This window comes from Thalassotalea montiporae, from assembly GCF_053485855.1.
This window is the reverse complement of the sequence record NZ_JBQRUO010000001.1, coordinates 1353752-1375701: the sequence shown is the minus strand read 5'-3', so window position 1 is coordinate 1375701 and position 21950 is coordinate 1353752. Positions and strand designations below refer to the sequence as shown.

The following is a 21950-nucleotide window of genomic DNA, read 5'->3' as shown; positions in this document are numbered from 1 at the left end:
AAGTGTCTAATTAAATGCTAAAGAGTTGCTGGCTAAGTGCTTATTTAACCGTAACGTGCGGTGAGCGCTTAACAACTTCATCGTTAAGCTCAATGCCGATACCCGGTGTTTCAGACACTTCAAAGAAACCATCAACTGGCTGTGGATCTTGAATACAAAGTTCACGGTTCCACGCTTTAATGGCGTAGGTGTGATGCTCGTGAATCAAGAAGTTTGGAATAGCCGTTTCTAAGTGTAATGACGCAGCCGTTGCTACTGGCCCGCCACAAACATGCGCTTGTACGCGAATATCGTAAGTGTCGGCATAGTCACACACTTTTTTCGCTTCGGTGAAACCACCACACAAGCCAACATCTGGTTGTAATACATCAATACTTTGATCTTCAAAATAAGGGCGGACATCCCAACGGTGGTACAAACGTTCACCACCAGCAATTGGCACATTGACGCGATCAGACACTTTTTTGTGCACTTTTGAATTTAAGTAGTTCACTGGCTCTTCGTACATCATACAACCAACCTCTTCGATCACTTCACCCATTTGAATTGCAGAAGCGGCGCCCATTAGTGAGTGTGATTCAAAAATAATATCAACGTCTTCACCCACAGCGTCGCGAATAGCGCGCAAGCGATCACCAAATAAACGCATTTGTGGCTTAGTAAATAACTTAGTGCGATCAAACGAAGATTCGCCATTGGCGTCATAAACAATGGGGTCTACTTTTACTGCGTCATAGCCTTCGGCCATCGCCTTTAATGCAGCTTCGGCATACTCGGCAGGCTCAATCAATTTTTTACATTCTTTATCCCAGTCGAATTGTAACTGGCTCGCGTAAGTGCGCAGTTTGGTATTCGTTTTACCACCAAGTAACTGATAAACCGGTAACCCTAATGCCTTACCTTTGATGTCCCAAAGCGCGGTATCAATAGCACTCATCGCCGCATAAAGCACAGGTCCACCGCCAAGTCCCCAGAAGCTTTCACGTAACATTCGCGACCACAATAGTTCGGTTTGAAACGGGTTAAAGCCAATTAATACCGCCTCGGCAATTTCTTTGATCATCGCAGCTGCAGCGCTATGACCCCAGTCATAAGCCAAACCAGCTTCACCTACTCCGTGAATCCCCTCGTCGGTATGAATACGAACAAATACCGGATTCCATGGTGGACGCTCAGGGCAATGGATATCAAAAATTTCTACGTGGGTAATTTTCATTGGGGATTCTCTGTTATTTATCTGAATTTATCTATTTTAACTGAAGCAAGACGCTGTCGTGCAGTTATTAACTTGCAAAGCTAGGGTCAAGGCGATAAATACGGCGCAACATTGCTGGCCATGATTTTTGCCCACCAGTTAAACCTGTATGTACGACATTCGCTTGTGCTTTGATGTTGTCGACAATGCTTTGGTCAACTTCAATCACTTCTTGGCCCGTCGCTTGAACTTGTAACTGTACTTGGCAAGCACGCGTTAAGTCATACATGTGCATAAACGCATCACCAATGGTTTTACCACAAGTTAAGCCACCATGATTGCGCAGTAACATAAAGTTAGCCGTGCCTAAGTCTGCCTGTAGGCGTGCTTTTTCATCTTCGTTTACCGCTAAACCTTCATAACCGTGATAGCTCATTGATGCCAACGCAAATGCCGAATATTGGCTAAGTGGCTGTAGGCCATTTTTCAACGTTGCCACCGAAATGAGTTCATTAGTATGCAAATGCATAACGCACATAGCATCGTGGCGCACTTCGTGCACTGCGCTATGAATGGTAAAGCCTGCTGGGTTGATTTCAAACGGGCAATCTTTATCTAAAATGTTGCCTTGCAGATCAATTTTCACCAAGTTAGACGCGGTGATTTCGTCAAATGCTAAGCCAAAGGCATTAATAAGAAACTCATCAGTGCCGGGAATACGTGCTGAAATGTGGGTATAAATCAAATCATCCCAGCCGTGCAAGTAGGCTAAACGGTAACAAGCCGCCAAATCTATACGAGTCTGCCATTCGGCATCTGAAACTTTATCTTTTAGGTTAAGTTGAGGAAGTTCGAACATGTTGTTTTCCACTATATCGTGCTGGCGACAACTTTAACGCACCCCAGACTTTTGTTAAAGGCTGTGATCCGCTAAGTTATAGCGATTACTCATAAATTAGCCGCCGACTTTAACAAATATGTGCATTTTGTTTATTGCCTTACATCAACATCCTAAATATCCGTTAATCATTGCGGCAAATCGTGACGAATTTAGGCAACGCCCAACAGCGGCCATGCATTGGTGGCAATCACCAACAGCTGACATTGAACCTTGTGTACTCGCAGGTAAAGATTTAAGCGCAGGTGGCACTTGGCTGGCGATTGCCCGCTCAGGCAAATTTGCCGCACTAACCAACTTTCGCAAGCTGCCAATTGATAATTCACGTCAATACACCAGTCGCGGTGAACTTGTATTAAAAGCGCACCAATTGGGAAAAGCTGAGCTAACCCAATTACTAAGCACGCAGTACCAGCAATATCAAGGTTTTAACTTACTATATGGCGATCAACATGGTTTAACCTGCTTTGATAGCGTTAATGATCAATTTACTGAGAATAAGGCTGGATTTTTTAGCTTGTGCAATGGTGCACTAGACGACATTTGGCCAAAAATGGCACGTGGTGAGCAAGCCCTTGAGCGCTTTATCGAAAGCCAAAACACTGGGGAGCTTAACCACCAAGACTTGCTCGCTTTATTGCAAGATAACCAAACCGCACCAGATAATCTATTACCCAAAACTGGCTTACCCTATGAATGGGAAAAGCAATTAAGCGCTATTTTTATTCGCGGCGAGGAATACGGTACTCGCTCTTCGTGTGTTTATACGCTGCGCGTTGACGGCATGGCACAGGTAACCGAAGTGACCTATAACACGAGTGGCAATGTTGACAGCCAAGTTGAGTTTTCTTGGCAAACTGAAAATAACTAACTTAAATCGCTGCTAAGTTAAAACACTAACCGTTAGCCAAAGGCATTTTTTAGAATTGCGATAAATAAAGAAGCAAACACCAGCACAATTAAAATTTTGCTGTACTTTTGTTGTGTCGGCTGATCGAGCGGTTTACCAAACTTTTCCCCTAATACCACCATAATGGCAACACTGATAAACACAAGGGCAAGAATAATAAGTAACGTCATGTGGAATCCTGATTAATGCATCCTATATTTATACCAATTTCAATAAATACTTGATTAGCGGCAAATGGCTTAATTTACGGTAAAAATACGTAAATTGGTTACTTTAGCGCCGTTAGGCATACGCAGTATCAAGTTTTGACTGTAAAACTAACAAGATTTGTTTACCATACGCTAAATAATACTAAGTTGAATAATTATTTGAGCACTCAGCGACAACTTAATCAACTTGATATAAGTATCAAAGCAAGAATCATCAGGGTTTAACCAGCCATGCCACAAAGTGCAGAGTTCAAACAAAAGCGTAGATTTATCATTAGTTTAGGTAAAGCGCTTCACAAGTTTGGCACTAACTCTTTTCGCTCTGAAGCACACCTGCAAAACGTCGCCAATTTTCTTGGCGTCAAAGCATCTTTTATTATTACACCGACCTCGCTTACTTTTGTCTTAATTGATGATGAACATCGCGAACATAATTATATTGTGCGAGTAAAACCCGGTGATTTAGACCTTGGCTCGCTTGCAAGAACTGATGAGTTAGTTGACGAGTTAAGCTCAGGTCAACGCAGCTTAGCCGAAGCAACTGAACGCATTGAAGAGATCTATAACAAACCCAACCCATACGGCAAAACCATCACATTTTTAGCATTTGGTGCGTCAAGTGGTGCCTTTGCCATGTTAATGCACACCAGTTGGAATGACGTACTTTGGTCAGGCTTACTCGGTTTGGTGGTTGCCCTATTTGTTTTCTGGTCTGAGCGCTCACAGCGAATTTCAGAGTCGCTAGAGCCTTTATCGGCATTAGTTTGCGCGCTAATTGCCTCTGCTGTGACTAATTACGATCCCCACATCAACATGGCGCTAGTGATATTGTCGGCCATTATCGTGTTTATTCCCGGTTTGTCGTTAACACTGGGCTTGTCTGAACTTGCTGCTCGGCACCTTGTGTCGGGAACCGCTCGCATAATGGATGCCATTATGGTGCTCTTTAAGCTGTATTTTGGCGCCGTTTTGGGTATCGCTATTGGTAACTTAATTTGGGGAACCGCTGAATTTATCCAGCCATCAGCTATGCCCAATTGGACTTCTTGGGTTGCGGTAACCATTTTATCCATGACCCTTGTCATCATGTTCCAAGTGCGCAAAAAAGATGCACCTTGGGGGATAATATCCGGCTATATTGCTTATGGCGCGACACTTTGGGCGACACCTTATTTAGGCTATGCGCTTGGTGCCTTTGCTGGGGCGTTTGCTTTAGGCGTTTACAGCAACTTATTCTCACGCGTGATGAATTTGCCAAGCAGTATTGTTATGCTACTTGGTCTGGTTGTATTGGTACCTGGCAGTAAAGTGTATATCGGATTAAACTCCGCTGTTTCCGGCCAAAATATGTTGAATACGCCAGATACCGCCTCGCAAACTTTTTTGATTTTTATGTCGCTTGTTGCAGGCTTAATTTTCGCTAATGTTGCGGTACGTTCACGCAATACGTTGTAAACAAGAAAGCTTTGTAATTTAAATGACTGCTAAATCAATCACTGACAAAGAACAAACTAAGCCACTGACTAGTCAGACGAGCACCAATACTTCAGCCAAAGGTAGCTACCACCACGGTGACTTGCGCCCTACTTTATTGCAAGCCGCGTCAGAAATGATTAATGCGGGCGGAGTTGAAGCGCTGTCGTTACGTAAACTAGCAGAGAAAGTTGGCGTGTCGCGTACCGCCACTTACCACCATTTTAGAAACAAACACGACTTATTGTGTGCTGTTGCGGCAGAAGGATTTTTGCGCTGGCAAGCCATAGAACAAGCAATATTCAACGATACAGAGCGGCCAATTAACGACAGGTATCGTCAATTTATCTTTAAATACATCGACTTTGCTGCCAACAACCCAGCAATTTACGACTTGATGTTTGGCCATACCCTGTGGAAAAACGATCATTCCAACCAAGAACTGCGCGACATCGCTTATCCAGTATTTCAACATCAGGTAGAAATGACCAAAGCTTGGCAGCAGGCAGGCATTTTACCGAAAGAGGAAAATACCTTGCGCCTCGCCCAAGTAACATGGGGCACTATGCATGGCATTGCACGACTACTAATTGATGGTATATACGCTGACGCTAATAGCATTGAAGAAATGTGTGAGTGCGCAGTCAATGTCTTTCTTGCCAAAAAATAAATAGCGTCGTTGTCAATGCGCTAACCTGATTTTCCAATAAGTTTACATATTTTGTAACACAATTAGCACATACAAAATTAACACACCATTAACTTTTGATAGCGCTTCCAGATCAGATTCATTACTATCTGGTGCGTTAAAACATTCCAAGTAGAAAATGTAGAGTCACTATATGAAAACAATTCTATCTTCTGCAATTTGTTCATCATTGCTATTGCTAGCTGGCTGTAACGCCACATCAGAATCAGCAACTACTGAAACAAGTTTCAAACAAACCGCACTTGCCTCTGGTATTAGCCAAGCCAATATGGACATGAGTGTTCGCCCGCAAGATAACTTTTACCGTTACGTCAACGGTGGCTGGTTGAAAGCAACTGAAATTCCAGGCGATAAAACGGCTATTGGTTCGTTCTACGATTTACGCGATGAAGCTGACGAAAACGTTAAAGCGATCATCGAAGAGCTAGCTGCTACGCCTAACTTGCAAGCAGGTTCAGATGAGCAAAAAGTTGCTGACTTATTCCGCGCTTATATGGATCAAGAAAAGCGTAATGGTTTAGGCATCATGCCAATTAAACCAATTTTAAATGACATTAAGGCTTTGAAAAACAAGTCTGATTTAATGGCGTTTTTTGGTCAGTACCAATCAGTTGGCGTAACTAGCCCAATGTATTTATACATTAGCGTTGATGCCAAAGACTCTAGCCGTTATGCAACCCATGTGTGGCAAGGTGGCTTAGGTTTACCTGACAAAGATTACTACTTTAACGATGCTGAGCGCTATGTTGATTTGCGCGCTGGCTACAAAGCTCATATCGTGAAAATGTTTGCGTTAGCTGGTTTTGACAATGGTGAAAAAGCGGCCGAAACGGTATTAGCATTAGAAACCAAGATGGCTGAATACCACTGGACACGTGTGCAATCACGCGACAGTGAAAAGCGCTACAACAAATTTGAAACAGCTAACTTAAAGAGTGTTTCAGAAAACATTGATTGGTCAGCATACCTAGCAGCTCAAGGTGTTGCTTCGCAAAAAGACTTAATTGTTAACCAACCAGACTTTATCGAAGGTTTTGGTAAAGTATTAGCAGAAACGCCACTTGCTGACTGGCAAACCTACTTAAAATTCCACACGCTAAGTGCCTACTCAAGCTACTTAACGGCCGATTTAGACAACGAAAACTTTGAGTTTTTCTCAAAACAGTTAAGTGGTCGTAAAGAGCAACGTCCTCAATGGAAACGTGGCGTTAGCGTGGTAAACAGCAACTTAGGTGAAGTGATCGGTAAAGTTTACGTATCACGCCACTTCAAGCCTGAAGCCAAAGCGCGTATGAGCGAGCTAGTGGAAAACTTACGTAGCGCGTACGGTAAATCAATTGACAACCTAGCGTGGATGTCTGACGAAACCAAGCAAGCGGCACAAGTTAAACTTGCGGCGTTTACCCCAAAAATCGGCTACCCAGACAAGTGGGAAGATTACTCATCATTGATGATCAAAGGCGATGACTTAGTGGGCAATATTATTCGCTCAGGTAAAGTATCGCACCAAAAAGAAGTCGAAAAGTTAGGCGGTCCAATTCGCAACTGGGAATGGGGTATGACACCGCAAACGGTCAATGCTTACTACAACCCAACCGTTAACGAAATTGTTTTCCCTGCGGCAATTTTACAACCGCCATTCTTTAATATGAGTGCTGATGATGCCGTAAACTACGGTGGTATTGGCGCAGTAATCGGTCATGAAATGGGTCACGGCTTTGACGACCAAGGTAGCCGCTACGATGCTGACGGCAACCTGCGTAACTGGTGGACTGAAAACGATTTAGCGGAATTCCAAAAGCGCGCTGCAAACTTAGTTGAGCAGTACGATGGTTACCAAGTGTTTGAAGACTTAAACGTTAACGGTAAGTTGACGCTAGGTGAAAACATTGGTGATTTATCAGGTGTGACTATCGCTTACAAAGCTTATAAGGCGTCGCTTAACGGTAAAGAAGCGCCAGTGATTGATGGTCTAACAGGCGACCAACGCTTCTTTATGGGTTACGCGCAAATTTGGCGTTCGAAAATCGTTGAAAAATCAATGCGTAATCGCGTAGCGACTGACCCTCACGCACCGGGTGAGTTCCGTGCGTTAGGTTCACTTTCGAATATGGATGAATTCTACGAAGCGTTTGATGTAAAAGAAGGCGATGCGATGTATATCGCGCCGGAACAACGCGTGAAAATTTGGTAGTAAAACCATAACGTATAGGTCAACTAATTCAGGTTTATGCTGACTTAGTTGGCCTACTACTCCAGTTTTAACCCTTACGGTAATTTCGCCCCACAGTTCCCATTTTTATCACTTGTCTCACCTTTTTAGCTCTCTCACCACCCTCATTTAACTTTGACAAAAATCGAACAGCTAGTTGCTCGCCTATTAGGTGTATCGGCTAACTATTGTAAATAACATGTTAATGCTTTACTAAATGGCATTTTTCGATTAAATTTCGCCCTGTTTAATACGCTAGCGATATTTGCTGGCAATGTTGTTATAAACTTTAGTAATGCAAGGATGAAGTATGAAGAAGTTAGCTAGTTTCATTACCGCAACGATGCTTAGCCTACCAGCAACAGCTGGTATGATCGTAAGCCAAACGGATTTTTCCGACACCTCAGCATGGCAACTTAATGGCGATGCAACGCAAAATAATGATCGCTTGGTACTCACTCAAGGGCTCTCACAAAGTGGTAGCGCCTTTTTAAGTTCATCGATTAACTTGTTGAACGACACCTCATTTAGTGCGTTTTTTACCTTTGAAATTTCTCAACCAGTGGGTTTAACCGACGTTGATGGCATACAAGGTGCTGACGGCTTAGTGTTTGTCGTACAAACAAATGACACCAATGTGGGGAGTCAAGGTTTAGGCATTGGCTATCAAGGGATTGCCAATAGTTTAGGCATTGAGTTCGACACTTGGACAAACACAACGCTAAACGATATTGATGGCAACCATGTCGGTATCAACCTTGGCGGTAACAGCCAATCAGTTGCACAAGCATCTGAAAGCGATGCATTTAATACCGGTGGTATTTGGTCCGCATGGATTGATTACAACGGTATTAATGATTTGCTGGAAGTACGGTGGTCTAATACAGGAACCCGCTCTAGCGATGCAGGTTTATCACTAAATGTTGATTTAGCTAATGAACTGGGCAGTAGCGATGCTTTCTTTGGCTTTACCTCTGGTACCGCAGCTGGTGGCGGCTTACACGAGATTGTTAGCTTTGAATTTCGCAATGATTTTGCGCCCATCAGTGCGGCTACGGCAATTGATGCGCCGCCAGCTATTGCGTTAATGTTAGCTGGCCTGATTGGCATCGGATATCGCAGAAAAGTAAAGTAGTTATATAACGTATTGATGCCAGTCCGCATAATCTTAGGTATGACAATGCTTGCATAGCAGGCGTTGTCATATTGCTTTTACAGTGCTTACTTAATAAGCACTACATTCCTCAGACAGTTCTTTAATCAAACCAGCGGCAAGCTTAATAATTGTCTACATATTGCTTAATAATCTTATCGATATCGCCAGCTTCAGCCATCTGTTCCAGTGCCATACGCCATTCTTCAATATCTGTTGATGACATGTTTAAACCACCAGCTAAATACAATTCAGGTTTAATTAGCACTTCATGTTCAACTAAGTTTTCTACTGGATAACTAGACTTTGAGGTTAAATAACGGGCTAAGTGGAATTCAGTAAACCAATGTTTTACCAATTTTTCTGCCAGTAAGCTTAAGCAGGCTTGTTCACTGGTTACCGCAATATAGTCTGTTTCACCATGGTTTTTCAGCCACGCTTCCATTGGCGTGTCGTAATGAACACAAAGCTTTGCACGATAATGCGGCGCTTCAGAGGCGATTGAATCTAATTGATCTGACTCGATTGCGCTGCCCGCCATTAACTGCTTGCCTTGGCTAGCTTTTATATGTTCTTGCCAACTTAACAAGCCCACTTTTATTGATACAACGGGCCCAATCCAAGTGTATAGGTGCTCGCGCTCTGGGGTGCGCGCTAAGCCCGCCATCAAGGTATTTGGTTGATGTGATAGGGTTGATAGCGCGCGCTTTAGTGGCAAAATTTTACGATCAACTTGATAACCTATGCTTTGCGCTGCTTGTGCGGCAACATCCATATTAATACCAACAACCTTATTTTCCTGCTGCCATGAAAACGGAGGAACTTCCGCCCCAATTAACGTGACTTTAGGTGTCGCATAGATGGCGGTAGATGCAGGTAAAATGGTGAAAACAACCAGCGGTCGTAATAACTTTTTCAACAGCTTAATGGTCAATGGCAAAGGTACTGCACTCAAACAAATAAAGGAAAGAATCCAACCAAGAATCAACCAATGGTAGCCTTAACCCCCTTCTACTGCAATTTAAGTTGGTAGCCTACATTTATTGATATTCTAGCGCGCAGCAAAACAAAGCGATTGAAATCTAATACGGCAAAGTAGTTAATGCTTGGGTGAGGCTCAATTTTATAGTTTTTTTGTGCCAATAATTGAGCACTAAACCATCATTTAGAAAAACGGTTCATTAATCAACTATGAATTTTTTAATTCAATTAGATGACAACCGATAGTTAACCAATCAAAAACACTTAATAACTATTTATTATTCAGTATGTTAATAAACAAGTGTTCATCGTTCACTTTTTTCGATTGCAACAATCTACTCAATTAATTTTGAATTAGACACAACTTCCCCTATCATTCTCCCCGTAACAAACAAACAGACTTTTTTAGTTCATTACAGAACAACTATACGGAGAACGAAAATGACTCAATCATTAATCAATACAAAATTACAACCATTTAACTCAACAGCTTTCCACAACGGTGATTTCGTTGACGTAACTGAGCAAGACTTACTAGGTAAATGGTCTGTAGTAATGTTCTACCCAGCAGATTTCACTTTCGTATGTCCTACTGAATTAGGTGACATGGCTGACCACTACGCTAAGCTTCAAGAAATGGGCGTTGAAGTATACTCAGTATCAACTGACACTCACTTCACTCACAAAGCATGGCACGATGCGTCAGACACAATCAACAAGATCAAGTTCCCAATGCTTGCTGACCCTACAGGTAAAATCTCTCGCAACTTCGGCGTACTAATCGAAGAAGAAGGTTTAGCATTACGTGGTACTTTCGTAATCAACCCAGAAGGCGAAATCAAAGTTGCTGAAATTCACGACTTAGGTATTGGTCGCTCTGCATCTGAGCTAGTTCGTAAGGTTCAAGCTGCACAATACGTAGCTGAGCACGACGGTGAAGTATGTCCAGCAGCTTGGACTCCAGGTGAAGAGACACTTGCTCCTTCATTAGACCTAGTAGGTAAAATCTAAGCTAGCCTTTAGGTTAACGCCTAGAAAAGCTCTACTTGCAGATAAGGCTTAGGCCTAAGCCTTATCTGCTGACTCAAAGAGTTTCTAAATGGCTTAGCTAGATAACAAAGCGTAACAGTAGTTCTCACTGTCACGACTTAAGCTAAGCCACCATAATCCCAATTTTATTAGCATTGCTGCATCAATTGATGTGAGCGCAGGAGTTGATCATGTTAAATTCAGACTTAAAAACGCAGTTGAAAACTTATTTAGCGAACATCACAAAGCAAGTAACATTGAGCCTTGCCCTTGATGACAGCGCTAAATCACAAGAATTAAAGCAGTTGGCAGACGATATTGCATCGCTATCAACACTTATCAAAATTGAAAACAGTACAGACGCAGCAGCACGTAAGCCGTCTATGAATGTTATCTCAGAAACTGGCACTAAATTAGCTTTTGCCGGTATCCCATTAGGCCACGAGTTCACGTCACTAGTGTTAGCACTATTACACTCAGGTGGTCACCCGATCAAAGTATCGGAAGAAGAAATTGAACAAATTAAATCGTTAGAAGGCGAGTTCCACTTTGACACTTATATTTCTTTAAGCTGTCAAAACTGCCCAGACGTTGTCCAAGCCTTAAACATTATGGCGGCAATTAACCCGCAAATTACCAGCACTATGATTGATGGTGGCTTGTTCGAAAGCGAAGTAAAAGAGCGCAACATTATGGCGGTACCAAGTGTTTACCTAAACGGTGAAAGCTTTGGTCAAGGCCGTATGTCATTAACCGACATTTTAAAGAAAGTTGATAAAAACGCAGGTGCTAAGCAAGCACAAAAGCTTAACGAAAAAGAAGCATTTGACGTATTAATCGTCGGTGGTGGCCCAGCTGGTGCTTCAGCTGCTGTTTACGCAGCGCGTAAAGGCATTAAAACGGGTATTGTTGCTGACCGTTTCGGTGGTCAAGTTTTAGAAACTGTCGGTATTGAAAACTTTATCTCAGTGAAGAAAACCGAAGGCCCTAAATTAGTCGCTAGCCTTGAAGAGCACGTAAAAGACTACGACGTTGACATTATGACAGGTGCAAAAGGCGTTAAGTTAAGCAAAGACGAGCTAGTCAACATTGAGCTAGACAATGGTGCCACACTAAAAAGTAAGAGTGTCATTGTTGCTACGGGTGCACGCTGGAGAAAAATGAACGTACCTGGTGAAGCTGAATACAGCGGATCTGGTGTAGCTTACTGCCCACACTGTGACGGCCCACTATTTAAAGGCAAAAAAGTGGCGGTGATCGGTGGTGGTAACTCAGGTATTGAAGCGGCGATTGATTTAGCAGGTATTGTTGAGCACGTTACTGTACTAGAATTTGATTCAAAACTACGTGCTGACGATGTATTGCAACGCAAAGCAAAGTCTATGGGTAACATTACAATTCTTACCCAAGCGCAAACTACCGAAGTATTAGGCGACGGTAACAAGGTAACTGGCCTTGCTTACACAGACCGTGCAACAGGTGACAGTCACGAACTTGAACTAGCAGGTATCTTCGTTCAAATCGGCTTAGTACCGAATGCTGAATGGTTAGATGGCGACATTGATTTAACTAACCGTGGTGAAATCATTGTTAACGAGCGTGGTGAAACGTCAATGGAAGGTGTATTTGCGGCAGGCGACGTAACCACTTCACCTTACAAACAAATCGTTATCGCTATGGGTAACGGCGCCAATGCTAGCTTAGCAGCGTTTGATTACTTGATTCGCCAGGTCGATGAAAAAGGCGAAGAATCAGTTGAAAAAGTGGCTTAATTTCATTTAAAAGCCAAATACGGCGTTATCGCCAAATTGAGAAAAGTTAAAAAGCAGCCTCGGCTGCTTTTTTTGTTTTTTGCGCTATAATCGGCGAAATAGTTATTGCTAACAGCGGTTTATGTCTGCCTTTTGAAAAACTTCCTGTACGGGTAAACCAGTGGTATTGTGCCAAACAATGGCAAAACAGATACAGCCTCTATTAGATAGCAGAGTGAGTAACGTAGACGAATGCTTAGTGTTGCAGAATTCATGACTCGCGATGTCATCAAAATTAATCTTGATGAGCGCCTGAACAAAGTTAAAGAGATCTTTGACCAATATAAGTTCCACCACTTACTTGTGGTTGATAACAACAATGCGCTATGTGGTGTACTCTCGGATCGCGACTTATTCAGAGCACTGAGTCCTAATGTTGGCCTTGCTTCTGAAACCGCAAGAGACGCGGCGACGCTAAATAAGCGGGTGCATCAAATCGCTGCTCGCAATCCCATTTGCTTACCAACAAGTGCCAGTCTTACCGATGTCGTCAAGCAGTTACATGAACACCAAGTAACCTGCATGCCAATTGTGGATGACAACAAACGACCTGTGGGTATTGTGACCACCAAAGATATTATTCGCTTACTTCACGACAAAATAGAACCATCAAACACCAACCTTTAGCCAAAGCCCAAAGCCCAAAGAGAGTATAATGAATTCAATAACTATTCGACCAGCAACGCTCAATGATATAGCTACACTTGAATTATTCGAGCAAGGGGTCATCAGCGCGGAGCGCCCTGTGGCTGACAACTTGCGCAGTGGTGATATTACCTATTATGACTTAGCAGCACTTATCACAAGCGACGAATGCCAATTATTGGTAGCTGAAACTAGCAGCAAGCTAATTGCCAGCGGTTACATTAAAGTTAAACCCTCGCCTGCTCACCACAAATACACAAACCACGGCTATATTGGTTTTATTTATGTAGAACCTGAATTTCGCGGCCAAGGCATTAGCCAACAAGTGATAAAAGCGTTATTTGATTGGGCTAAACAGCAAGGAATTACTGAAGTGCTGCTCGATGTTTATAACGACAACGCCCCTGCCATTAAAGCCTATGAAAAACTAGGCTTTAAAAAAAGCCTAGTGCAAATGCGAGTTGAAGTTTAATTGAGCTTGAGCGTTGCGCTCTTGTCTTAGCGTCTTTAAGCAGCGTCTTTAAACAAAAGCGCATGGCAAAACGAGCAAGGCTCAAGTTTTTATCCTTTGGTTTTGCTGGTCTTAATACCGAATATTGCATACGCTGGGCAAAATTTAACAAGACCAGTTGCCACTAAAACAGCACCAAGCCAAGCCCATAGCGGCCCGCCCATAATCACCCAAATAATAAGTAATGAACCTAATAAAACCCGTAATATGCGATCGATCGTGCCAATATTTAACGTCATTGATTTTTCCTCTTGTTATCCAAAAACTCTTAAAAGCTGGCTTCGAGTATATGGCGGGAAAAATTAGTTTCAGTGACTAATGTCACACAAGCTAATCGACAAACAACCTTAGTTGATCTGGGTCAATAAGCTGTATTTGTTTTCTCGACAAGGCAACTATTCCCTTGTCTTCAAACTGTTTTAATAAACGACTGATGATTTCACGAACGCTACCCAATTCATCGGCAATTTTCTGATGCGAGCAAGTAATAACCGGGCCTTGCTCTAATAAGTAGTACGCTAAACGTTTATCTAATTTTTTAAACGCGACAGCATCAACTAATTGCATTAAATGGGTAATGCGATATGAAAAAGTATGAAATATTTGTGCGCTAAAGCTCGGCTCACTCGCCATCAACTCTAAGAAAAGCGATTTAGGTACGCTAATACCTGATACCTCTGTTTCGGCAATACTGCTAGCTGGATAGCGATCGCCACTAAGTAAACAACTGATTGTTAAGATACATAGTTGCTCAGGGCTAACGCGATATAGTGTAATTTCTCGGCCAGTATCACTTTGCGAAAACACCCTTATTGTACCGCTGGTGACAATTGGCATCATTTGACACTCATTGGTTGTTTCAAATAAACGAGTACCAGCAGACACACTAAAAGTGCTGGCTTGCTCTTTAACAAGACTCATACTTGACGAAGAAAGACTATCGAAAATCGGACACGCTATCAGGTTCATTCTAATTCACTAAAGAGGTTAATTTCGCATATTCCAGTAATAACAGTTAACGCAAAGCATATTGTGCAACAGTATTTTTCACACTAGGTTTGCTGTGCTTCTTCCAAGGCTTTTTTCAACCAAGCTTTCGGCGATAGTTGACACGTTTTGTTAAAGGCGCGTGACAATGTTGACGGGCTTTCATAACCGACAAGTTGAGCACAATGGTCAACACTTTTACCGCTTAGCAGATGCTTTTGTGCCAATGAAACACGCCAGCGAGTCAAATAATCGTTCGGTGTTTCACCTAATACTTGCTTAAACAAGGGAGAGAATTTAGAGCGCGACATCAATGCCACTTCAGCCATTTCATCTAGTCCCCAAGGGTGAGCAGGCTCATTGTGCACAGCGCTAATCACTTTAGATAAAAATGGATGTGATAAACCCGCAAGCAAACCTTGCTCAATTTTACGCTCAGTAATTAAATGCCTTAATAGGCACACTATAAAAACTTCCATCAAGCGATTTAAAATAGTTTGCTTGCCTAAATTCTCTGACAAAGCTTCGTTCACCATCCACGCAAAGCTATCGTTTAGTGCCGTTGCTTGACGCAAGGGAAGAATGATTGCCTCTGGTAATGCTTGGGTTAGCGGGCTTTGCTGGCCAATACCATATTGTACGGTTGCACATATCACCTCAGCATTGTCAGACTCAGTTGCGCGTAAACGGTGCTGTTTAGGCCGAGGGAAAAATACAATACTTGGCTCATCAAGCAACTGCTCGCTACCGTCTGCATCAGCAAGAGTTAGGGTACCGCTATGCAATATATGTATATGGCCTTCAACATGGCTTTCATCACCAAACGCCGATAAACCACACAATTGGCCAGTGTAAAACACCCCAGCTTGAATACTAAAATCTTGAATAATTTGTGATAGTTGATCCATTGACTTGCTTTATCTTTAATTTTCAATCACTTAACTGAAAACCGTTTAGGTTTGGACGATTTGCACGATTTTTTGGACGATTGTAGCCCAAGCCGTTTCATTTCGGCAGTACTATTTTCATCACTACGACGCAGCAGCAAATTGGCTGCAATCGAATTTAAAATGATGAGGATATACAAAATGAAAAACTTTGCACTTAAATCAATTACTGCCAGCCTTTTATTAGCAGCTTCTAGCTTCAGCTTCGCCGCTGATGTTGAGATGAACGCAGATGCTAACGACTTAGCCATTAAAGGTTTTGATCCAGTGGCTTACTTCACAATGAATAAGCCGGTTGAAGGTGACATCAATTTTACTGCAACGCATAAAGGTGCCATCTACCGCTTTAGCTCAGAGTCTAACCGCGACAAATTCAGAGCAAACCCTGATAAATACGCACCACAATACGGCGGTTACTGTGCTTTCGGTGTGACGATGGAGAAGAAATTCGACACTGATCCAACAGCTTGGAAAATCGTTGATAACAAACTTTACCTTAACCTGAACAAAAATGTACAAAACCGTTGGGTGCAAGACACGCAAGGTAACATTGATAAGTCAGACGATATTTGGGGCGATATCAAAGATAAAACATTAGAAGAGCTTGCAGAGGACTAATAATGGCAGCAATTGAAGTAACCGATATTGATCATTTTGCTGAGTTAATCGCTAACAATGACAAAATCGTAATTGACTTCTGGGCACCCTGGTGTGCGCCATGTCGCGCCATGATGCCAGTATTCGAAAAAGTATTTAGTGGTGATGCCATCGAAGCAACAGGTGTTAAAGCAAATGTAGATGAACTGCCAATGTTGGCGCAAAAATTCGGCATTCGCTCTATACCCGCAATAATTGTTATCGAAAATGGCGAAGTAAAAACCCAAAGCTCGGGTCTAATGAACGAACAGGCTTTGCGCGACCTTGTCGCCTAGCCGTTCAGCCTAAGCATTAACGTTTAACAGGAGATTTTTTATGAAAAATCAATTAGCACTTTCAGCGGCACTTGCAGCGGTCGTATCTATGGGTGTCATCAACAGCGCTGAAGCTGCTGATAACGAGCGTAAACGCGCTCCCAAAGAGCGTTGCTACGGCATTAGCCCTGCTGGCCAAAATGACTGCGGTAACTTAGCAGGTACCCACTCTTGTGCGGGTCAATCAACCATTGACAACGATCCAGGCGAGTGGCGCTTAGTGAATAAAGGTAGCTGTGAGTCATTAGGTGGCATGCTACGTAAAGAAGCGAAAGCTAAATTTAAGGCGATGCAAAACAGCTAGCCGAGCCAAGTGGCTGCCTCGGGTAGCCACCAGAAAGGTTCAATTAAGACAGTTCATCATGTTGGGAAGGAAGCGATGTCTTATCAATTAACACAACGTCAAAACCATAAAAGCATCAGCAGCGAGCAATCGCAAGTACTACCTCTTATTGGTGTTGGTTTGCGTCATGTTCATTATCAAGACGCGCTGACTTCCCCCTTTAATATTGATTTCGTTGAAGTGCACGTGGAAAACTTCTTTGCAAAAGGAGGGATCACCCAAGCGATTCTCAACGATATCAAAGCGCAATACGCGGTTAGCCTACACGCAACTTCACTTGGACTAGGTTCAACCGAGCCTGTACCTGAACCACACCTAAAACGCTTTGGTGAATTAGTGGAGCAAGTTCAGCCAATACTGGTATCAGATCATGCTTGTTTTAGTTGGGGACAACTAAACGATTTAACGGTACACGCTGGTGATTTACTGCCTGTGCCATTTAATCAAGAAAGCTTGGCTATTATGGTGGCCAATGTAAACAAAGTTCAGCAACAACTTGGCCGTCGTATTCTCGTAGAAAACCTGTCTGCTTATATCACTCCAGCAAATTCGACCATGAGTGAAAGTGAGTTCTTGATTGAGCTCTGCCGACTAACAGATTGTCGTTTATTGTTAGATTTAAACAATTTAATGGTTAACGCAATTAACACTCAAGCTGCCAATTCGAAACAAAATGGCGCCCACGACAAAGCAACAAAACCCGTTGATCTTGCCTTGGCACAGTTATATGAGTTTCCAAGTCATGTGATTGGTGAAATTCACTTGGCGGGATGCAGCCCAGTTGGCGAAACAGGCGTAATGATTGACGACCATAGTCAGCCAGTGTCTGGCGATGTTTGGCGATTATACGAAACGGCATTAACGCGTTTTGGCGCAGTGCCAACCTTGATTGAGTGGGATATGGACTTACCTGACTGGCAGACGTTATGCCAACAAGCCCAATTAGCGAGAAAAATTGCCAAGCAGGTGTTGCCATGTCATTAACTAAACCATCAAGTAAACAATCAAGCAACGCGTTAAAGCATTATCAAAATGATCTATTGGCGGCAATTATGCAGCCAAATTCTGACGGCAATGGTTTTGACAACAATGATTTCGACAACGTTGGATTAACGATTTATCAAAACAACTTTTTAGCGAGTGCCAAACGTTCACTTGCTAACAGTTTTCCCGCTGTAAAAGCCTTGTTAGAAGAAAATTTTGATGTCGCTGTTAATCATTACTTACGAGCTCACTTAAAAACAAACGCCGATTGGGCCTTGATTGGTGAGCAATTTGCCAGCTATTTAGCCAATGAACCAGCATTACGCGCGTTACCATATCTTGGCGATCTCGCCGAGTTTGAGTATGCGATGTTTATTGCAGAGCGCGCCGGTGATAAAGCACTAGCACTTAGCAGTCTGTCATTGCTTGAAAAAGTGGATAGCCAACACTTAAAGATGAATTTTGCACCTGGTTTTGCCTTGCTAAATTCACCTTTCCCGATTGCTGAACTCCATTCTCTGCTCACTGCAGAGCATGGTAATGAGCAAGATGCCGAACAAGTAGCTGAACAGGCGATAAACCAAGCGTTCAATGCCTTACTTGAACAGCCGATGCAAACACATTATTTCGCTATATATCGCGTTGGCTACCAAGCGAAATCACTATCGCTATCAGCCGTTGATTACCTAGGCTATGAAAAATTCAGCTCGTCTGAGTCCATCAATGATGCACTCGTCGCTATCGAAGCGCCCAATTCGCAAGCAGAGCGTAGCCCTGAGCAAGGCAATGAGCATAAAAATGAGCACAGCCTTGATGAATTTGACTTATCGCACTGGCTTGCCGACGCCATTAAACATCAACTATTACTGGGCATTTATGAACTGAGTGATGTTAGCAATGGTTCAAGTACTGCCAGCAATACAAGTTAATCACCGCAACAACTTTAACGCACTGTGATACAAGGCTAACTAAGTTTTAATGTCACACTGCAAACCAACAAAATTTTACAATGAGGAAATTATGAATAGCAAAATTACCCTGCTAAGGGACTACTACAACTTTTTATTCGGCTTATTTGATTACTTGCAGGCGCCAGCCTTGGCATTTGCAAGGCTCTACATTGGCTGGATTTTCTTTAAAGCCGGCTTAAGCAAAATTGACGACTGGGAATCAACATTATTTCTGTTTGAATATGAATATGTTGTGCCGTTTTTATCCTATGAAGTCGCAGCCTACATGGCAACGATTGGTGAGTTAGTATTACCTGTATTGCTCGCGGCGGGTTTACTTACACGCTTTGCTGCAGCAGGTCTAACAATTGTAAATATAGTTGCTGTTATTGCCTACTTAGACATCTCATTAGCAGCAATTAACATGCATATTGTTTGGGGATTAGCACTAGCAGCCGTGATGTTACTAGGCGGTGGCAAATTCTCACTCGATAATAAGTTAAAAATAAGCTAAACACTTATTCCATATACATTGAAAAAGGCTAATAAATTAACTTTGTTAGCCTTTTTTGTTATTAGCGCAAGGGCGTTATAAAGTTAATGGGCTAAATTAAAGTTAATGGGCTAAATAAAGCAGTTTCTCTATTGGGTAATGGTTCAATTAGGTACTGGTGTTGGCTTACCAATAGAGCCTATAGCCATTGAAATTACTCCGCTAAGCCGATTGATAATTCAGTTCAATAGATCAGAGCAATTTCTTCAATACGTAATATTCTGAACAAACAATTTTCACAAGAAACAACTTTCGCAAAAACGAGTCGCAAACAAAAAAGCCACTGGTTGTTTAACAACAAGTGGCTTTTATTTTTTAGCTTGCACCAACGGATGCTACAAAAGCAAATTAAGGGGTTTAGCTCGCAGTATCTAGCGGCTCAAAACCTTTTACCAAGTCATCAATCGCTTTCATCTGTGCTAAATAAGGCTCAAGTTTATCAAGTGGCAATGCGCAAGGGCCATCACATTTCGCTTCATTAGGATTCGGGTGTGCTTCAATAAATAAGCCTGCGATACCCAATGCCATACCGCTGCGAGCAAGCTGCGCAGCTTGTGCGCGGCGACCATCCGCAGAATCGCTACGACCACCTGGTTTTTGCAAGGCGTGAGTCGCATCAAAAATTACAGGCGCTTGTTGCGTCATTTCATCCATTGCCAGCATATCAACCACAAGATTGTTATAACCGTAACAGCTACCACGCTCACACAACATAATTTGCTCGTTACCTGCCTCGCCAAACTTTTTGATGATATGACGCATTTCGTGAGCTGCTAAAAACTGAGGTTTTTTAACATTGATTGCCGCTCCTGTTTTTGCCATCGCAACAACAAGATCAGTTTGACGAGCAAGAAACGCTGGTAGCTGAATAACATCTACTACATCAGCTACGGGCTGCGCTTGATAAGGTTCGTGAACATCCGTAATGATTGGCACATTGAAGGTCTTTTTGATTTCTTCAAAAATTTTCATACCTTCGTCAAGGCCAGGGCCACGGTATGAGTTAACTGATGAGCGGTTAGCTTTGTCAAACGATGCCTTAAACACATAAGGAATACCCAGCTTTTGAGTAACTTCCACGTAGTGCTCACAAATTTGCATAGCCAAGTCGCGTGACTCAAGCACATTCATGCCACCAAAAAGCACAAAGGGCTTGTCATTTGCAACTTCAATACCCGAGACAACAACCTTTTCAATTGTCATAAGTTTTCCTTAAAATTTAACCAGCAGCAGCTTGCATTAACAAACCACAAATGTACGCCATATAAGTACCCACACCGTAGCCCAATACTGCAAGCAGCACGCCTACTGGCGCTAATGACGGGTGGAATGCCGAAGCCACCACTGGCGCAGAAGCCGCGCCGCCAACATTTGCTTGGCTACCTACAGCCATATAAAAGAGTGGCGCTTTGATAAACTTGGCTACTGTCAGCATCAGTGTTGCGTGAATGGTCATCCAAATCGCACCAATCACAAAGTAAATTGGCGTTTCAGCGATAGCGAGTACATTCATATGCAAGCCAATTGACGCGACCAAAATATAAATAAAGCTTTGCGCCACTTTAGAAGCACCATAAGCTTCAATTTCACGCACGCGCGTGAATGACAAGCTAATACCTATTGTTGTTGCAATAACGATTAACCAGAAGAACTTACTGTTTAAGCTAAACTCTTTTGCCCAAGGGAAGGTGTCACCAAAGTACGGGCCAAGAAAGTCAGCACAGAAATGCGCAAAACCAGTAATGGTAAAGGCAATCGCAATCATACGAATATAGTCATTTAACTGCGGCGTTTTGCTGTTTTGCGCTTGGTACTCTTCTACTTTAACTTTTAGCTCTTCAATAGCTGAGGTATCGGCACCAGTTTTAGCATCAATTTCTTTGTGTTTAGCGGTCATAAACAACAGTACCGCCATCCATAAATTGGCAACAATGACATCAACGGTTACCATCGCTGAGAAGATATCGCCACCAACTTCAAACATCTCTTTCATTGAAGCTTGGTTAGCACTGCCGCCAATCCAGCTGCCCGCAACAGTTGTCATACCGCGCCATACCGCATCAGGTCCATGGCCACCAATTGCTTCCGGCACAACAGCGCTCATAATTAAAATGGCAATAGGGCCGCCAATGACAATACCTAGCGTACCTGTTAAGAACATAATTAAGGCTTTAGGGCCAAGATTAATAATAGATTTTATATCGATACTAATGGTGAGCAGTATTAGACAGGCTGGCAATAAATACCGAGAGGCAACATAGTAAACATTGGAACTATGGCCATCAACGATACCAAACGTGTTAAGTAGCGAAGGAATAAAGTAGCACAGCAATAAGGCTGGTACATACTTGTAAAACTTACGCCAAAACGGATGGCTGCTATGCGCGGTTTTGAATACTGCACCTAAAATCAAGGTCAGCAAACCGAGCACCACCGCATCGTTAGTGATTAATGGGTTATGAGTCATTAAGGCTCCGTG

General features: G+C 42.7%; 24 protein-coding genes. 15 read left to right on the top strand and 9 right to left on the bottom strand.

Annotated elements, in window-relative coordinates; translation table 11 throughout:
* Positions 1 to 40 precede the first annotated feature (40 nt).
* Both ACSLUR_RS05920 and ACSLUR_RS05915 read right to left on the bottom strand, forming a co-directional pair.
* The gene (locus ACSLUR_RS05920) at positions 41 to 1216 is read right to left on the bottom strand and encodes a mandelate racemase/muconate lactonizing enzyme family protein (RefSeq protein ID WP_115999836.1); all 1176 of its coding nucleotides are present in this window, start codon (positions 1214 to 1216) and stop codon (positions 41 to 43) included.
* A gap of 67 nt (positions 1217 to 1283) precedes the next feature.
* Positions 1284 to 2054, bottom strand: coding sequence for a class II aldolase/adducin family protein (locus tag ACSLUR_RS05915; protein WP_448552673.1), 771 nt, complete (start codon positions 2052 to 2054; stop codon positions 1284 to 1286).
* A 118-nt stretch (positions 2055 to 2172) separates the two neighbouring features.
* Between ACSLUR_RS05915 and ACSLUR_RS05910 the strand changes: the two genes are divergently transcribed.
* On the top strand, positions 2173 to 2964 hold the full coding sequence (locus ACSLUR_RS05910) for an NRDE family protein (protein WP_448552671.1): 792 nt from the start codon (positions 2173 to 2175) through the stop codon (positions 2962 to 2964).
* Between the two features lie 32 nt (positions 2965 to 2996).
* Here ACSLUR_RS05910 and ACSLUR_RS05905 read toward each other — a convergent pair whose 3' ends face one another.
* Complete coding sequence (locus ACSLUR_RS05905; RefSeq protein ID WP_181901713.1) at positions 2997 to 3173, bottom strand: hypothetical protein; 177 nt, start codon at positions 3171 to 3173, stop codon at positions 2997 to 2999.
* A 270-nt stretch (positions 3174 to 3443) separates the two neighbouring features.
* Between ACSLUR_RS05905 and ACSLUR_RS05900 the strand changes: the two genes are divergently transcribed.
* The 4 genes from ACSLUR_RS05900 to ACSLUR_RS05885 all read left to right on the top strand — a co-directional run bounded on the left by ACSLUR_RS05900 (position 3444) and on the right by ACSLUR_RS05885 (position 8741).
* A complete protein-coding gene (locus ACSLUR_RS05900) occupies positions 3444 to 4667 on the top strand; it encodes a threonine/serine exporter family protein (RefSeq protein ID WP_448552668.1) in 1224 nt (407 codons plus the stop codon).
* A gap of 22 nt (positions 4668 to 4689) precedes the next feature.
* The gene (locus tag ACSLUR_RS05895; protein WP_448552666.1) at positions 4690 to 5355 is read left to right on the top strand and encodes a TetR/AcrR family transcriptional regulator; all 666 of its coding nucleotides are present in this window, start codon (positions 4690 to 4692) and stop codon (positions 5353 to 5355) included.
* A 172-nt stretch (positions 5356 to 5527) separates the two neighbouring features.
* A complete protein-coding gene (locus ACSLUR_RS05890) occupies positions 5528 to 7588 on the top strand; it encodes a M13 family metallopeptidase (protein ID WP_448552664.1) in 2061 nt (686 codons plus the stop codon).
* 328 nt (positions 7589 to 7916) lie between these two features.
* Positions 7917 to 8741: an L-type lectin-domain containing protein gene (locus ACSLUR_RS05885; RefSeq protein WP_448552662.1), complete on the top strand. Its 825-nt coding sequence runs from the start codon at positions 7917 to 7919 to the stop codon at positions 8739 to 8741.
* Between the two features lie 142 nt (positions 8742 to 8883).
* Here ACSLUR_RS05885 and ACSLUR_RS05880 read toward each other — a convergent pair whose 3' ends face one another.
* Entirely contained in the window at positions 8884 to 9678 is a 795-nt protein-coding gene (locus ACSLUR_RS05880; protein ID WP_448552660.1) for a substrate-binding periplasmic protein, read from the bottom strand.
* Positions 9679 to 10181: 503 nt separating this feature from the next.
* Here ACSLUR_RS05880 and ahpC point away from each other — a divergent pair.
* The 4 genes from ahpC (at position 10182) to ACSLUR_RS05860 (ending at position 13697) form a co-directional block, all read left to right on the top strand.
* Positions 10182 to 10751, top strand: a complete 570-nt coding sequence (gene ahpC, locus ACSLUR_RS05875; RefSeq protein ID WP_115999828.1) for an alkyl hydroperoxide reductase subunit C — start codon at positions 10182 to 10184, stop codon at positions 10749 to 10751.
* Between the two features lie 209 nt (positions 10752 to 10960).
* Positions 10961 to 12541, top strand: a complete 1581-nt coding sequence (ahpF, locus tag ACSLUR_RS05870) for an alkyl hydroperoxide reductase subunit F (protein ID WP_448552658.1) — start codon at positions 10961 to 10963, stop codon at positions 12539 to 12541.
* Between the two features lie 231 nt (positions 12542 to 12772).
* Positions 12773 to 13207 (top strand): CBS domain-containing protein, encoded by a 435-nt coding sequence (locus ACSLUR_RS05865; RefSeq protein WP_448552656.1) that lies wholly within the window; start codon positions 12773 to 12775, stop codon positions 13205 to 13207.
* A gap of 28 nt (positions 13208 to 13235) precedes the next feature.
* Positions 13236 to 13697 carry a GNAT family N-acetyltransferase gene (locus ACSLUR_RS05860; protein ID WP_448552654.1) on the top strand — a complete coding sequence of 154 codons (462 nt, stop codon included), beginning with the start codon at positions 13236 to 13238 and terminating at the stop codon, positions 13695 to 13697.
* An 89-nt stretch (positions 13698 to 13786) separates the two neighbouring features.
* Here the strand turns inward: ACSLUR_RS05860 and ACSLUR_RS05855 are convergent, their stop codons facing one another.
* From ACSLUR_RS05855 to ACSLUR_RS05845, 3 genes are all read right to left on the bottom strand, one after another.
* The gene (locus tag ACSLUR_RS05855; protein ID WP_448552652.1) at positions 13787 to 13975 is read right to left on the bottom strand and encodes a YgaP family membrane protein; all 189 of its coding nucleotides are present in this window, start codon (positions 13973 to 13975) and stop codon (positions 13787 to 13789) included.
* A gap of 91 nt (positions 13976 to 14066) precedes the next feature.
* Entirely contained in the window at positions 14067 to 14705 is a 639-nt protein-coding gene (locus tag ACSLUR_RS05850; protein ID WP_448552650.1) for a Crp/Fnr family transcriptional regulator, read from the bottom strand.
* 83 nt (positions 14706 to 14788) lie between these two features.
* Positions 14789 to 15631 (bottom strand): AraC family transcriptional regulator, encoded by an 843-nt coding sequence (locus ACSLUR_RS05845; RefSeq protein ID WP_448552648.1) that lies wholly within the window; start codon positions 15629 to 15631, stop codon positions 14789 to 14791.
* Between the two features lie 180 nt (positions 15632 to 15811).
* Between ACSLUR_RS05845 and ACSLUR_RS05840 the strand changes: the two genes are divergently transcribed.
* The 6 genes from ACSLUR_RS05840 to ACSLUR_RS05815 all read left to right on the top strand — a co-directional run bounded on the left by ACSLUR_RS05840 (position 15812) and on the right by ACSLUR_RS05815 (position 19432).
* The gene (locus ACSLUR_RS05840) at positions 15812 to 16288 is read left to right on the top strand and encodes a YHS domain-containing (seleno)protein (RefSeq protein WP_115999821.1); all 477 of its coding nucleotides are present in this window, start codon (positions 15812 to 15814) and stop codon (positions 16286 to 16288) included.
* A 2-nt stretch (positions 16289 to 16290) separates the two neighbouring features.
* Positions 16291 to 16602, top strand: a complete 312-nt coding sequence (trxA, locus tag ACSLUR_RS05835; RefSeq protein ID WP_115999820.1) for a thioredoxin — start codon at positions 16291 to 16293, stop codon at positions 16600 to 16602.
* A gap of 40 nt (positions 16603 to 16642) precedes the next feature.
* On the top strand, positions 16643 to 16945 hold the full coding sequence (gene bufA1 / locus ACSLUR_RS05830) for a BufA1 family periplasmic bufferin-type metallophore (RefSeq protein ID WP_115999819.1): 303 nt from the start codon (positions 16643 to 16645) through the stop codon (positions 16943 to 16945).
* Between the two features lie 75 nt (positions 16946 to 17020).
* A complete protein-coding gene (locus ACSLUR_RS05825; protein ID WP_448552645.1) occupies positions 17021 to 17968 on the top strand; it encodes an MbnB/TglH/ChrH family RiPP precursor modification enzyme in 948 nt (315 codons plus the stop codon).
* A complete protein-coding gene (locus ACSLUR_RS05820) occupies positions 17911 to 18897 on the top strand; it encodes an HvfC/BufC family peptide modification chaperone (protein ID WP_448552643.1) in 987 nt (328 codons plus the stop codon). The genes ACSLUR_RS05825 and ACSLUR_RS05820 overlap by 58 nt, the downstream gene beginning before the upstream one ends.
* Positions 18898 to 18988: 91 nt before the next feature.
* A complete protein-coding gene (locus ACSLUR_RS05815; RefSeq protein WP_115999817.1) occupies positions 18989 to 19432 on the top strand; it encodes a DoxX family protein in 444 nt (147 codons plus the stop codon).
* Positions 19433 to 19828: 396 nt separating this feature from the next.
* On the opposite strand, the gene kdsA is transcribed toward ACSLUR_RS05815, so the two are convergent.
* Complete coding sequence (gene kdsA, locus ACSLUR_RS05810; protein ID WP_448552641.1) at positions 19829 to 20674, bottom strand: 3-deoxy-8-phosphooctulonate synthase; 846 nt, start codon at positions 20672 to 20674, stop codon at positions 19829 to 19831.
* Positions 20675 to 20690: 16 nt separating this feature from the next.
* Entirely contained in the window at positions 20691 to 21938 is a 1248-nt protein-coding gene (locus ACSLUR_RS05805; protein WP_448552639.1) for a DUF819 family protein, read from the bottom strand.
* Between the last annotated feature and the right edge of the window lie 12 nt (positions 21939 to 21950).